Source organism: Parabacteroides goldsteinii, assembly GCF_020091425.1.
Lineage (GTDB): Bacteria > Bacteroidota > Bacteroidia > Bacteroidales > Tannerellaceae > Parabacteroides > Parabacteroides goldsteinii.
The window spans coordinates 4477724-4490726 of sequence record NZ_CP081906.1 but is presented as its reverse complement, the minus strand read 5'-3'; the positions used below and the strand labels follow the sequence as shown (position 1 = coordinate 4490726).

Genomic DNA, 13003 nt, shown 5'->3' with positions numbered 1-13003 from the left:
CGAAGGCATACCAGGGGTAAAACGGGATTAAAAAGGTTTCATACTGTTAACTTATCCAAAAAACCGACACGATTCATTGTTCGTTTTATTTATGCTTATTTAATATATACACAATGCAGCGCGGACCTATTTAACATCTGGTATATATTTATTTCAAAAAGAAATATATGTTATTATTTCTCTCCCTTTGAAAACTCTTGTTACCATAGTCCTACGGGAACTACGATTTCTAGTGTTAATATTATTATCTGATTTAATACATAGTGTCTATGAAGAAGAAGCTAACATTTATCTTGCTGTACCTGGTTATAGGTATCTGTACAGCAATGGCTCAGTACACGAAAGTGACGGGTACCGTCACTTCGGCGGACGATGGAGAGCCGATTATCGGCGCCTCTGTTATGGTTAAGGGTACGACTATCGGTACTGTGACCGATATAGACGGTAAATTTACTCTTAACGTTCCGCAAGAAGGGAAAATCCTACAAATCTCTTATGTAGGTATGAATTCACAGGAAGTAGCCGTAAAGCCGGTCGTGAATGTTTTTTTACAAACCGATACGCAGAATCTGGATGAAGTGGTTGTTACCGCCATGGGTATCTCGCGTTCGGAAAAAACGCTGGGTTATTCGGCAACAACCGTAAAGAGCGATGAAATTATCAGTTCGCGTACTACTAACGTAGCAGATGCTTTGTCCGGAAAAGTGGCCGGTCTACAGGTTAGTTCTACATCTGCTGATCCGGGTGCCGTAAGTAATATTACGATTCGCGGATTTAGCTCCATTAATGGTGACAACCAGCCGCTTTACGTAGTAGACGGTGTGCCTTTGCAGAACAGTATGGGTTCGGGAAGCGGTAAAAACGTAGCCCTGGGCGGTATCAGCAACGTGGCTTCCGAAGATATCGAGTCGATGACGGTTTTGAAAGGGGCGGCAGCAACTGCCTTGTATGGTAGCCGTGCGGCAAATGGTGTGATCGTAATCACTACCAAGTCGGGAAAAAGAGGCGACAACCGTAACTTCTCTATCAATTATAGCGGTAGCGTACAGGCTCGTATGGTGTCGCTTTTACCTGATTTCCAGAATACCTTCGGACAGGGATGGAACGGCGCACAGACCTTCATCGAGAACGGTTCGTGGGGTCCTGCAATGGATGGCTCTATGCAAGTCTACGGTCCGGTATGGAACAATCAGCAGCTTATCCACGAATACAGTGCAAAGAAAGATAATGTGAAAGAATTCTTCGAACCGGGGTGGTCACAGAATCATACACTTTCTTTAAGTGGTGTGACGAACGATGCGAAGATGGATTATTATCTGTCTTATTCATATACGAATGATGATGGTATCATGCCTTATGATTATGATACGTATGAACGTAATACGATTGCTTTCCGCGGCAGCTATAAAGCAAACGATTGGTTGAAGGTTTCTTCTTCTGTTAACTTCGCACGGAGTAGCACGGATGCCGTAGGTAGTTTCCAGGGTACTTCCGTAATTGACGGTGTGCTCGAATTGCCGCGCGACGTCTCTGTTGTGGATATGAAGAATACAAGCTCGGCATTCAATACGCCGGAGGCTTATTTCACTCCTTATGGCATCACCAACCCTTATTGGGCATTGGAAAACAATTATAACCATACGGCTTCAAAACAGGTATACGGAAAGGTTCAGTTGGATGTAAATCCGATCAAAGACCTGCGCCTGTCTTATCGTATGGGATTCGACTATACGGATTACGACCGTAAGGTGGGCAGTCCCCAGATCGCTCTTGACGATGCTTTGATTAATAACGATTATGGATATGCCCCGTCGAATATGAACCAAAGCGGTTATGTGTATGCTGCATACGGACGCCGTTATGAGTTCAATCATGATTTCCTGGCAAACTATGCCAAACGTTTCCTTGATAACCGTCTGGATGTAAACGTGAATGCGGGTGTCAATATGAATGAACGCAGCGCAACTTCTATGACCGGTCAGACCGACGACTTGACTTTCTACAGCGGGTTCTGGGATCTGAGCAACGGTGCGACAAAAACAACTTTGTCCGAGAGCCAGAGCAAACGCCGCCTGGTAGGTCTTTTCGGTGATGTTACCCTGGGATGGGATGATATGATTTATTTGAACGTGACAGCCCGCAACGACTGGTCGTCTACATTGCCTATCGACAACAATAGTTTCTTCTATCCGGGAGCTACGTTGAGCTGGATTTTCACGCAATTGATTCCTGAAAACAAGATATTGACTTTCGGTAAGGCTCGTCTGGCGTATGGTAAAACCGGTAATGACGCCTCTCCGTATCGTACGGGTGTGACTTATGTACAGGGTACGGCTCATGGATATTATGGTAGCGATGTGGCTAAGTTCCCCATGAACGGAGTGAATGCCTTCATGTCGTCCAACACAAAGGGTAGCAATACGTTGAAACCTGAAATGACTTCGGAGTTTGAAGTCGGTTTGAACTTGCAGTTCTTCAACGGACGTTTCGGAGTGGATGCCGCTTATTATAACCGTAATACGAAGGATCAGATCTTTACCCTGCCGACCGATCCGTCGACTGGTTATAGCTATATGGTAACCAACTTCGGTGAAGTAAGTAACAAAGGTGTGGAATTGGTGCTGAATACGGTACCCGTCCAAACGAGAGATTTCCGTTGGGATTTGAGCTTCAACTTCTCAAAGAATAAGAATGAAGTAATTTCATTGCCTGAAAGCCTGGAAGGTGGTAAAGTCTCCATATATGATTTCTCAGCAGGAAATGATGCTGTTTATATGTATGCCGAACAGGGTAAACCGATGGGACAGTTCTATACTTATTTGCCTAAATATACAGCCGATGGCAAGCCTATCGTGGATGCAAACGGTCAGCCCGTTTTAGGTACAACGGTTGAAGATACCGGAAAGAATATGAATTTCGACTGGACAGGCGGTATTAATACGGCTTTCACGTATAAAGATTTCACGCTGAGTGCTGCTTTCGATATCCGTAAGGGTGGCTACATGTTCTCCCGTACGAAAAACCTGATGCAGTTTACCGGTAACGGTATCGTGACTTCTTATAACGAACGTCGTCCTTTCATCATTCCTAATTCGGTGCGCGAAAATGCCGATGGTACTTATACGGAAAACTCCACCCCGATTTATTTGGGCAACGGAAGTTATCAAACTTATTTTAATGATTACGGTTACGGTTTTGGTGGCGAGGCTTATTTGCTGGATCGTTCGTTTGTCAAGTTGCGTAATATCAGCCTGACTTGGAACGTACCTAAGAAATGGGTTCGTAAGATGTCGTTGAGCAATCTTTCCGTGACGGCATTCTGTAACAATGTCTTTACTTGGACTGCCTCAGATAACTATTATGTGGATCCGGAGTCGACTACAGTGTCTCAGGCTTCTTACGGTGATTTGGCAACGCAATTCGGTGAGCTTTATACCAATCCGTCTTGTCGTGTATTTGGCTGTAACCTGAGTGTTAAATTCTAAAATTAAGGAGAAAGAAGATATGAAAAAAATAATATTAGCATCTGCCCTGGCATTGGGGTTGGGTTTCAGCTCTTGTAACAGTTATTTGGATATCAATACCGATCCGAATTCGCCGGCCGAAGAGAATATCGAAACCTATATGTTGATGCCTGTCATCGAGATGAACATGGCTTCGAGCTATGGTAACTTTTTGCGGATTGCCGGCGGTTTCCATGCACAGCAGTATGCCCACCTGTTCGGTACCAGCAACTATGTGGATTATTCACAGTTCAATATGTCGGCTACGCGTAGCAGCGGTACCTACACACAGTTCAATCAGAAGGCCCTCTCTAACTTGAAAACGCTAATGAATAAGTCGGCCGCCGAAGAAGATTGGGGAACTTATCTTGCCGGTACTGTATTGAAGGCTTTTGTCTATGAAGCTTTGGTAGACTGTTATGGCGAAGTGCCTTATACGGAGGCCATGGATTTGGATAACTACCCTACGCCCAAGTACGATGACGGACAGACGGTGTATGAGGGGGTGATTGCAGAGATCAACGCAGCTTTGGAAAATGTGGTTGCTTCGAGTCCTGTTTGTACGAACTTCCTTTTCCCGTCGGCAACGGCTGGCAAGTGGATTCAGTTTGCGAATGCATTGAAATTAAAAATGCTGATGCGTATGTCTACGGTGAAGGATGTGAAGTCTGAAGTGGCTGCTCTGATCGCGGAAAATAATTTTCCTGACGAGGATGTTAGTTATAAAGATTGCTGGAATAATGTGCCGGGAGCCATGAACCCGTTTTATTCGGAAGAATTTGCTACGACTTGGGGATCTACTCAGACTAATATTGCGGCCAACCTGGCTATCATCGGTACTATGCGTATAGAAGACAGCGAAGGTAATGTTGTGTATGAAGACCCTCGTTTGCCTAAATTCTTCGATAAAAACAAGGCCGGACAATATATGGGCGGTATCTCGGGTACTAACTATCCGAAATCGACTACTAAGTTACAAGATTGGTGCCGTCCGGTGGCCAGCTACGATATGCCGGTTTATTTGATTACGTTGGCAGAGATCGAGTTTTTCAAGGCTGAGTATTATGCCCGCTACGGTTCGGCCGTTGAGGCTGCTTCGCATTATGCAGCTGCCGTTGAGGCTTCTTTTGCTTCGGCTGGTGTAGGAGGGGCAGCTGAGTATGTGGCCCGTTATCCTTATAATGCAAGCAATATGGAACAGAGTCTGGGTATTGCCAAATGGGTAGCACTGTCTGGTGTGAATCCTTTCGAAGCCTGGTGTGAAATGCGCCGTCTGAATTATCCGGCATTTGGAAAGGCGAAGGGTAGCGATTTCTATACTGAAGGTGATCAGGATTCTTATAATGTGTCGGCTTATGTTCCCGGTACGTTGTATACTCCGATCCTAGTATTCGGACAAGTGGGAGAAAATAAGCTGTTGGAACGTTATCCGTATGCAGAAAGTTCTTCTTCGCGTAATGAAAACACGCCCGATTTCCCGGGTTATACATCACCTGTGTTCTGGGGTAAATAAGTAATCATTCAATATAGAGAAATATGACGATGAAAAGTAAATTAACATATATGATAATATCCGTACTGGCTGTTTTTTCGTTGGCCGGTTGCGGGGATGATAGTACGGAGGGAATGACCTTTATAACCTACTATCCGGAGTTGACTTTGGAAAATTCGGCGGATGGAGGTACAACACTTTATTGTGCCAAGGGAGGTACGTTTACCGATCCCGGTTATACAGCGATTCTGAATGGTGAAGATGTGACCGATCAGGTGCAGGTGGATTCTAATGTAAATATGGACAAGTCAGGCATATATACGGTGGCTTACTCGATTGTGAATGCCGACGGATTCGTTACAACTGCCAGCCGTAAGGTGATCGTGACAGATCAGAATGATCCGGTAGAAGGCGTATACTACGTTGATCCGGCAAGTTATCGTGTCAGCAGTGCCGGCGAAACGCCTTATGGTGCCAGCTACGAAATGACTGTGTTCAACAATGGCAACGGTACGTATGCAGTGAGCGACTTGCTGGGCGGTTGGTACGACAAGCGTGCTAATTACGGTATCGCCTATTCTATGCCGGGCGATATTAAAGTCTCTGAAGATGGTTCTATAGAGATGCTTTCAAGTTCAGTTGCCGGCTGGGGCGATTCGGCCGACTATATGAAAGAGGGTAAGTTCGATTCGGCTACAAATACGCTTTCCTGGCAAGTTGGATATGCCGGTTCCATGGATTTCTATGTAACAATGACTAAACGATAAGGATATGAAGAAAGTAATATATTTATTGATGATGTGTGCAGGAGTCTTGCTGTCTTCCTGCGAGAAAGACGAAATCGGCGGGACAGCTACCGAGGCCCTTGCCGGTGAATGGACTGTAACGGTGGATGCTGTCGACGGAAGCGGTAATGTGGTTGAAGAGGATTTCTTCGGATTGGGACGCGTTATGCTGAATACTTACAATACAGCAGCTAATCTGCCTACAGAAATGTATGTGGATGATCTGGGGAACTTCTGGGAATATAAAGTAAAGGTTCAGTCAGATGTAAATACGTTGACTTTTGCCACATCGGGAGCTGCAACAAATGAGGTCGGCGATCCGATCAATGTAACGATCGACGGTGGCAAGATTTTGCCGGGAGCAGCTACGACGCCTCATGGTACGCCAGCTGACAGTATCGTATATTACGTCTCATTCAGTGACGACGAGTATCCGGCTCAATACGGCTATGCCAAATACAAAGTGTCCGGATATCGTTATACAGGACTTGCCGTTGATGATTAATAGGGACATATACAATATATCAAGCTAACCGAAATTTTTTACTAGACACACAAGTTGGCCGGAGTGAGTAGGGATACTCGTTCCGGCCTTGTTTTTAATTGTACTATTCATTGTGTCTGATTATAATTACCCTGCAATTTCCGGGTACACGTTCCATATAACAATAGTCTACAAAAGCTCTGTTATCTTCTTTTTCAGATCGTTGGGTTTGATCGGTTTGGCTACGTAGTCGCTGAATCCGCTCTGTTTCACCCGTTGTTCGTCTTCGGCAAAGGCAAAAGCGGTTACGGCTATAATAGGGATAACGGTATTATCTTTGCGTATCTCTTTCGTTGCCTGATATCCGTCCATAAGCGGCATTTTCAAATCCATGAGGATCATGTCCGGATGATATTTTCTGTATAAGTCTACTGCTTCCTGACCGTTCCAGGCATGTACCAGGTTGTATTCCTTGAGGATTGCTTTTATATACGTGTAGTTGCTTTCGTTGTCTTCGGCAACCAGTAAGGTTGACTTTTTATTGTTATTCTCAGTAAAGGCATTATTCTGTATTTCTATTTGTACAGGTTCTGCCGCAGCAACGTGCGATTCTTCAATCACAGTATCAGGTAGGGTGAACCAGAAAGTCGAACCTTGCCCCAGTTCAGATTCCACGCCGATCTCTCCTCCCAGCTTCTGTACGATCATCTGGCTGATAGACAGTCCGAGCCCGGTTCCCTGAGCGAAACTGTCTAACTTGACAAAGCGCTGGAAAACGCTGTCTTTGATCTTTTTATCGATACCGCATCCTGTATCGGAGACAAAGAATAGTAATTTGCCGTCCTTATGTTGATAGCCGAAACGTATTCCGCCTTCTTTGGTGAACTTGATGGCATTGTTAATAAAGTTGGTTATTACCTGCGACAAGCGGTTCTTGTCTGTCCGGATGATGCAATGAGACATCTTTTCGACAAATGAAACCTGCACGCCTTCTGCTGCTTTCAGGCGGGAGGTCTGCTCTATATCACATAATAACTGATTGATATCGACATCTGAATAAACAAATTCGAGTGTATTGGCCTCGATCTTGGACAGGTCCAGAATATCATTGATCAACTGCAACAGGAGTTCATTATTGTTATTGATAATATTGATGTATTCTTCGCGCTCCTCCAATTCTTCGGTCATGGCAAGCAGGCCGGAGAAACCGACAATCGCATTAAGCGGCGTACGTATCTCATGGCTCATATTTGCAAGGAAGGCCGATTTCAGGTGATCCGATTCTTCCGCTTTTTCCTTAGCCAGTCTCAATTCGTTCTCAGCTAGTTTCTGCTTGGTGACATTTTCTTTCTTGAATACTACCCCCAAAAGATTTTCCTTTGCATCGAGTATCGGGTTGGCAAATACATGTGTATATTCACCCGGGGCACATTGCTTGACGAGCTCAAACGGTTTCCGGCTTTCCATGGCGGAAATCAGTGCACATTCATCGCAGAATGGTTTTTGCCCGTCTTTAACCAGGCAACAGTTTCTAGGACCATATTGCGGACTGCAAGGCATTTTTATCTGATTCTCCCATTTGACCGAATAATCCGGTTTGATGAAACGGATAGAAGACTGAATGTTATTCATAATAATAACATTGTCTTTCTGCAGGTCCATCAGTTCGTCTTTCAACCGGTTGGTTCTGAACAGGAAGAACAGGATCATTATCAGGAAAAGCAACAATACGCATGCAACGATCAGCAGGATCTCAAATCTGTATTTGATAAACAGATTGCCCTCCACATTGATCAGCGTGGAATCGGCAGGCAGACGGTCTCTTTCTATATTGAACTCTCTTAGTTTTTTGGCATCGAAAGTATATCCGTTGGGAATACTTACTGCCTTCATCTCTTTTTGGAGTACTTTCTTTGTTTGGATATCGATAGCCTGTTTGGCAAGATCTTTACCGATGGAACGGTATTTAGGCATGTAACCGCCTATTGCCCAATGGCTAAGTCCGATAGAAGTCAGTGTAATAGCCGGAAGATTCGGGTTACCTGCCATCATGGTGTAGGTTGCGTTACCTACATAATACCCGTCGTTTACATCTACACGCCAGGTTCCCAGTAGGATTACGGTTTCCTTTGGAAGTCTCTTTATTTGTTCGACAATGGTGTAGATATTATTTTTCCGGCCGTCCAGCAGTATGAGATTCTGGTCCGGGAACTTTTTCATTTCCTTTTTTACCAGTGCTTGCAAGGAGATACCTCCGTAGCTGTTATCCGTTATTAAAGCAAAATGTTTTGTTGCGGGATAAAGATTCAAAGCCAGTTCTATATTCTTTTTTATATCATAATTATAGATAAAACCAGACAGATAGAATCCGTTGTCTATGTAACTTTGGATATCGATACTCTCCGGGTCCCAGTCTGCCATTACGGTATTGGAGTCCGGCAGAATAACTGCATTTCGGCTAACCATCCCACACAGGATAGGAATATCTTTTAGGATCGGTTCATCCTGCGACAGGTAAGAAGACCATCCTTCCTGGCCTAGAATGACTATGGCCTGCGGAGTGTTCTCGTTGTTATATTTTTTTAGCAAGGTTGCCATTTTCCCTTTCCATAAAGGAGCCTCCGGCAAACTTTTACAGTTCATGTTTTCTATGATGACCGGAGCTGTACCTCCCAGACGTTTGTACTCCTCCATGAATTCGGAGATATTTTGCGTGGTATTACGAGTATCCGGGTTATAGGAGCTGATAATAAGGATCGGATGGGTGTCTTCAGCATGGGCCGGGATAGACATAATAAGACATACAAGTATGAATAGTATTTGTATGTGGCATATAATATTTCTTAGAATCACTTTCAACATTGATATCTTCTCTGTTACTGTCTGTTTCCCGGCTACAAAAATAGGAATTATTTGTGATCTATGTAGAACTATGGTCAATAAAAACAGAAGAAAATCAAGGGTATTATATTTCTATCATGATTCCTATACTGGGCAACATCGTTCCCGTCATGCGTTCTACCGGCTTCAATTCATACCGTTGTTCGCCTTTAGGGGCATCGGGGTTCAGTATTTTACCTGTTTTTATATAGACGTCCTGTTCTTTGTATTTCGAATTAAGTACGTTCTGAAGATCGATATAGAATCCGAGCATTACTTTTTTCAGATAAAATGTTTTATCTATGCGCAGGTCCAGCTGGGTGAATGGTTTCAGGCGTTCGCTATTGAAGCGGCTGTAGTCGTAATAGAGACTGCCGCTGGCATCCCAGGCTTCCACATAACTGCTTTTCTCCACATCGTAAGGCGTGTATGGTGCGCCGCCTACTACCCGGAGTTTGGTGCCTATGTCCCAGTTTTTGGGGAGTGAATAGGTGCCGCTGAAGGTGAACAGATGTTTGTTATCCCAGGCGGAAGGAAGGTATTTACCTGTATTTCTTCCGTCTTTATATTCACTGCGGACATAGGTGTAGGAAGCGATGAAAGTGAGTCCTTTGTAATTATACCAGCGTCCCATCAGTTCCATTCCGTAAGCTCGTCCGGTAGCGGTGGAGGTGACGGCTTCATTTCCCAGAACACCGTAGTCGGTTCCTTTCGAAGCCAAAGGAATGCTGTCGATGACCGACATCGGATAGCGGTTATAATGTTTGTAAAACCCTTCGGCTGTGAATTTAAGGAAAGAGGAGGGACGATATTCCAGTCCCAGTCCGGCCTGGTCGCTGCGGATATATTGAAGGGCGTTTCCCTTGTTGACATAATTCCCGTCGTTATCCTTAAATCCCATAACGGTGTACGGAGGTAACTCATAGTAACGCCCGGCGTTGGCATTCAGGTAGATATCGCCGGCTATCCGGTAAGACAACGAAAGGCGTGGCGAGAGTTGGTCAAGCATATTCTTCATTTTAGATGAATAATTGTTGGCATCGGCACGAAGTCCCAGCGAGGCGGTAAAACGCTCATTGTCGCTTTCGTAGATGGCGGTGGCATACAATCCCCATTTCCAGATTCCCAGGTCGGTCTGATAGGTGATCTCACGGGGAATAGTGGTAAATTGTTTCTGGAATGTATGGTTTGTATACTCCGAATAATCGATGTTGCCACCTGCCTGGAGTTGTATGTAAGGGAGGCGGAAGATATTTTCGCTACGGAGTTTGTTCTCTATCTCGTCCGAGCGGTAATTGAGCGTAAGATTTTCCGGCATGCTTTCGTCGTTATCCCGGTATTTGATGTTTTTGTTGTTCATCTGGCTACGGCTGACGATAACTGAATAGATGTTTTTCCCGGTATAATGCTTGTAGACGGCTCCCAGGGTATAGGTCTTTTGTTTTACAACCGGCAGATAAGCCAGGATATATTGGTTCTTTTCGCTCATATCTTTCATCCCGGTATTCAGTTTCATATCATCTATGGCTCCTAATCCGAGAAAAGTGAGTTCGTTTTTCTTGTTGAAAGCATGTTTGATCTTGAATTGGGCATCGGTGAAAGTCGGCAGGAACGGCAGTCCGATCATATCGAACAGAAATTGCAGATATGAACGCCTGATGGAGACCTGGTAGGTTGTTTTGTCGCCCATCGGTCCGTTAACCGACAGTCCGACATCGGAGGCTCCGACCACCCCGCGCAGGGAGAACTTTTCTTTATTCCCGTCCTGTAGTTTGAAATCCAGCACGGAGCTCAATGCATTCCCTCTGGCAGCGGGAAATGCTGCCGAATAGAAGTTTACTTCGCGTATGAAATCAGGATTAATGATTCCGACCGGTCCGCCCGAAGCGCCTTGTGTTGAAAAGTGATTGATATTCGGAATTTCTACTCCATCCAGGAAGAAACGGTTCTCAGAAGGACCGCCGCCTCTTACCATCAGGTCGTTCCGGAATGCAGCTGTGGAAGCGACTCCGGGAAAAGATTGTACGACACGCGATATGTCACGGTTACCTCCGGCACTCTTTTCTATCTCTTTGAAGCCTATAACGCGCAGTCCGAGCGGACTTTCGGCTGTTTTACGAAACGGGGAAGCCACAACACTGACTTCCTGCAGGTTTTCGCTACCCGGCTCCAACTCGATCGGGTAAAATATATCTTTATTGGCAACGCGGAACTCGGCGGTTACTTCCGGCTTATATCCCAGGAAGGAGGCCTGAAGACGGTAACTGCCGGGGGCGACTCCGGTGATCTCGAAATTACCGACGGAATCGGTTGCTGTTCCTTGTGTTGTGTTCCAGATCACCACTGTTGCGTAAGGCACCGGTTCACCACTTGCAGCTTCCTTTACGATCCCTTTTATGGAATAGCTTTTCTGGGCCTGCATGAACTGGATGCAGACAATAAATAATACCAGGAAGATATATGCTCTTTTATACATCGCTATCGGTTTTTTGGCAAAGATACTATAATATTAGGGAAGGATTGGTTCTAATAGGATATGAACTGTAATTATTGCATCATTACCGGGCGCATACTAGGATTCCCCAAGTTCTTATCCGGTGAAGGATGGAAATATCATATATTATGATACTGTATTTTCATATATTATGCGAATTAAGTATTATAATATATGAGAAAGTAATATCATAATATATGATACTAATGTTCTCAGTATAGGGTTGACTTTGCCTGAAATAGGGTTAAAGCATGCCTCTGCCTTACTCTGTTTAATTTTCCTTACCTTTGCGGTCAAATGCAAGTATAGTAGTGCAGAATCAGATGAAACGAGAATTACAGCAGACGGCTGACGGTAGCCATACATTATTTATTCCGGAGATGGATGAACATTACCATTCGGTAAACGGGGCGGTGCAGGAATCGCGCCATGTATTTATTGAAGCCGGATTGCATCATCAGGCAAAAAAGGATATTACAGTTTTTGAGATTGGTTTCGGGACGGGGTTGAATGCTTTCCTTACTTTATTGGATGCAGAAGAGAATAATCGCTCTGTGAATTATTATTCCATAGAACTTTATCCGCTTGGAGCCGAACTGGTCCGGGCGCTGAATTACGGCGACGTGATTTGTCCGGAAAAGAAAGAATGGTTTGAGGCCCTGCATGTTGCCACTTGGAATGAAGCTGTAAGAATAACCGATCGTTTCATTTTGCATAAAATACAGGGAGATAGTAATCACTGTGAATTGCCGGAAGGAATAGACCTTGTTTATTTCGATGCTTTTGCTCCGGATAAGCAACCGGAAATGTGGAGTCAGGAGATATTCGATAAATTATATGCGCATATGGCGGAAGGAGGAATCCTTACCACCTATTGTGCCAAAGGAGTAGTCCGCCGTATGATGCAGAAGGCCGGGTATTCCGTTGAAAGAATACCCGGCCCTCCGGGAAAACGCGAAATGCTCCGCGCTATAAAGTCTTCATTATAGAAGTGCGTCGATTTTAGCTACGAAAGCCGATTTCTGTGCTGCACCTACTTGTTTGTCTACTAATTTCCCGTCTTTAAAGAAAAGAACGGTCGGAATATTGCGGATACCGAACTGGGCAACGACATCGTTGTTGTTGTCTACGTCCATTTTACCGATTGTAACCTTACCTTCGTATTCGGTTGCCAGTTCGTCGATGATCGGACTTACCATGCGGCAGGGGCCACACCATTCAGCCCAAAAGTCAAGGACCATAGGCTTGCCTGCGTTTACTAACTCTTCAAAATTTGCATCTGTAACTTCTAGTGCCATAATTATATATCTAATTTAAATTGTTCCCTTTTGAGGTGCCAAAAGTAGTAATTCTTTCCACACCGTA

8 protein-coding genes are annotated in these 13003 nt (G+C 44.6%); 5 read left to right on the top strand and 3 right to left on the bottom strand.

Features of this window, described 5'->3' with window-relative positions; translation table 11 throughout:
* The first annotated feature begins 269 nt into the window (after positions 1-269).
* The 4 genes from K6V26_RS19190 to K6V26_RS19175 are packed head-to-tail and all read left to right on the top strand — an operon-like array spanning position 270 to position 6285.
* Positions 270-3485 carry a SusC/RagA family TonB-linked outer membrane protein gene (locus tag K6V26_RS19190; protein ID WP_224263578.1) on the top strand — a complete coding sequence of 1072 codons (3216 nt, stop codon included), beginning with the start codon at positions 270-272 and terminating at the stop codon, positions 3483-3485.
* A 19-nt stretch (positions 3486-3504) separates the two neighbouring features.
* A complete protein-coding gene (locus K6V26_RS19185) occupies positions 3505-5016 on the top strand; it encodes a SusD/RagB family nutrient-binding outer membrane lipoprotein (protein ID WP_195584085.1) in 1512 nt (503 codons plus the stop codon).
* Positions 5017-5045: 29 nt separating this feature from the next.
* Positions 5046-5762, top strand: coding sequence for a BT_2262 family domain-containing protein (locus tag K6V26_RS19180; protein WP_046146417.1), 717 nt, complete (start codon positions 5046-5048; stop codon positions 5760-5762).
* A gap of 4 nt (positions 5763-5766) precedes the next feature.
* Entirely contained in the window at positions 5767-6285 is a 519-nt protein-coding gene (locus K6V26_RS19175; RefSeq protein WP_048314646.1) for a lipid-binding protein, read from the top strand.
* A 168-nt stretch (positions 6286-6453) separates the two neighbouring features.
* On the opposite strand, the gene K6V26_RS19170 is transcribed toward K6V26_RS19175, so the two are convergent.
* Positions 6454-9126 carry an ATP-binding protein gene (locus K6V26_RS19170; RefSeq protein ID WP_195584086.1) on the bottom strand — a complete coding sequence of 891 codons (2673 nt, stop codon included), beginning with the start codon at positions 9124-9126 and terminating at the stop codon, positions 6454-6456.
* 103 nt (positions 9127-9229) lie between these two features.
* The gene (locus K6V26_RS19165; RefSeq protein ID WP_374692935.1) at positions 9230-11566 is read right to left on the bottom strand and encodes a TonB-dependent receptor; all 2337 of its coding nucleotides are present in this window, start codon (positions 11564-11566) and stop codon (positions 9230-9232) included.
* A gap of 395 nt (positions 11567-11961) precedes the next feature.
* Here K6V26_RS19165 and mnmD point away from each other — a divergent pair, with 395 nt between their 5' ends.
* On the top strand, positions 11962-12627 hold the full coding sequence (gene mnmD, locus K6V26_RS19160; protein ID WP_224263576.1) for a tRNA (5-methylaminomethyl-2-thiouridine)(34)-methyltransferase MnmD: 666 nt from the start codon (positions 11962-11964) through the stop codon (positions 12625-12627).
* Here mnmD and trxA read toward each other — a convergent pair.
* A complete protein-coding gene (trxA, locus tag K6V26_RS19155; RefSeq protein WP_007655346.1) occupies positions 12622-12936 on the bottom strand; it encodes a thioredoxin in 315 nt (104 codons plus the stop codon). The two genes, mnmD and trxA, sit on opposite strands and share 6 nt — an antisense overlap.
* Between the last annotated feature and the right edge of the window lie 67 nt (positions 12937-13003).

Excerpts from the sequence above, each read along its gene's own strand:
- K6V26_RS19190 (WP_224263578.1), top strand. The coding sequence starts at position 270 with ATGAAGAAGAAGCTAACATTTATCTTGCTGTACCTGGTTATAGGTATC.
- K6V26_RS19165 (WP_374692935.1), bottom strand. The coding sequence starts at position 11,566 with ATGCAGGCCCAGAAAAGCTATTCCATAAAAGGGATCGTAAAGGAAGCT.
- K6V26_RS19185 (WP_195584085.1), top strand. The coding sequence starts at position 3,505 with ATGAAAAAAATAATATTAGCATCTGCCCTGGCATTGGGGTTGGGTTTC.
- K6V26_RS19180 (WP_046146417.1), top strand. The coding sequence starts at position 5,046 with ATGAAAAGTAAATTAACATATATGATAATATCCGTACTGGCTGTTTTT.
- K6V26_RS19175 (WP_048314646.1), top strand. The coding sequence starts at position 5,767 with ATGAAGAAAGTAATATATTTATTGATGATGTGTGCAGGAGTCTTGCTG.
- trxA (WP_007655346.1), bottom strand. The coding sequence starts at position 12,936 with ATGGCACTAGAAGTTACAGATGCAAATTTTGAAGAGTTAGTAAACGCA.
- mnmD (WP_224263576.1), top strand. The coding sequence starts at position 11,962 with ATGAAACGAGAATTACAGCAGACGGCTGACGGTAGCCATACATTATTT.
- K6V26_RS19170 (WP_195584086.1), bottom strand. The coding sequence starts at position 9,126 with ATGTTGAAAGTGATTCTAAGAAATATTATATGCCACATACAAATACTA.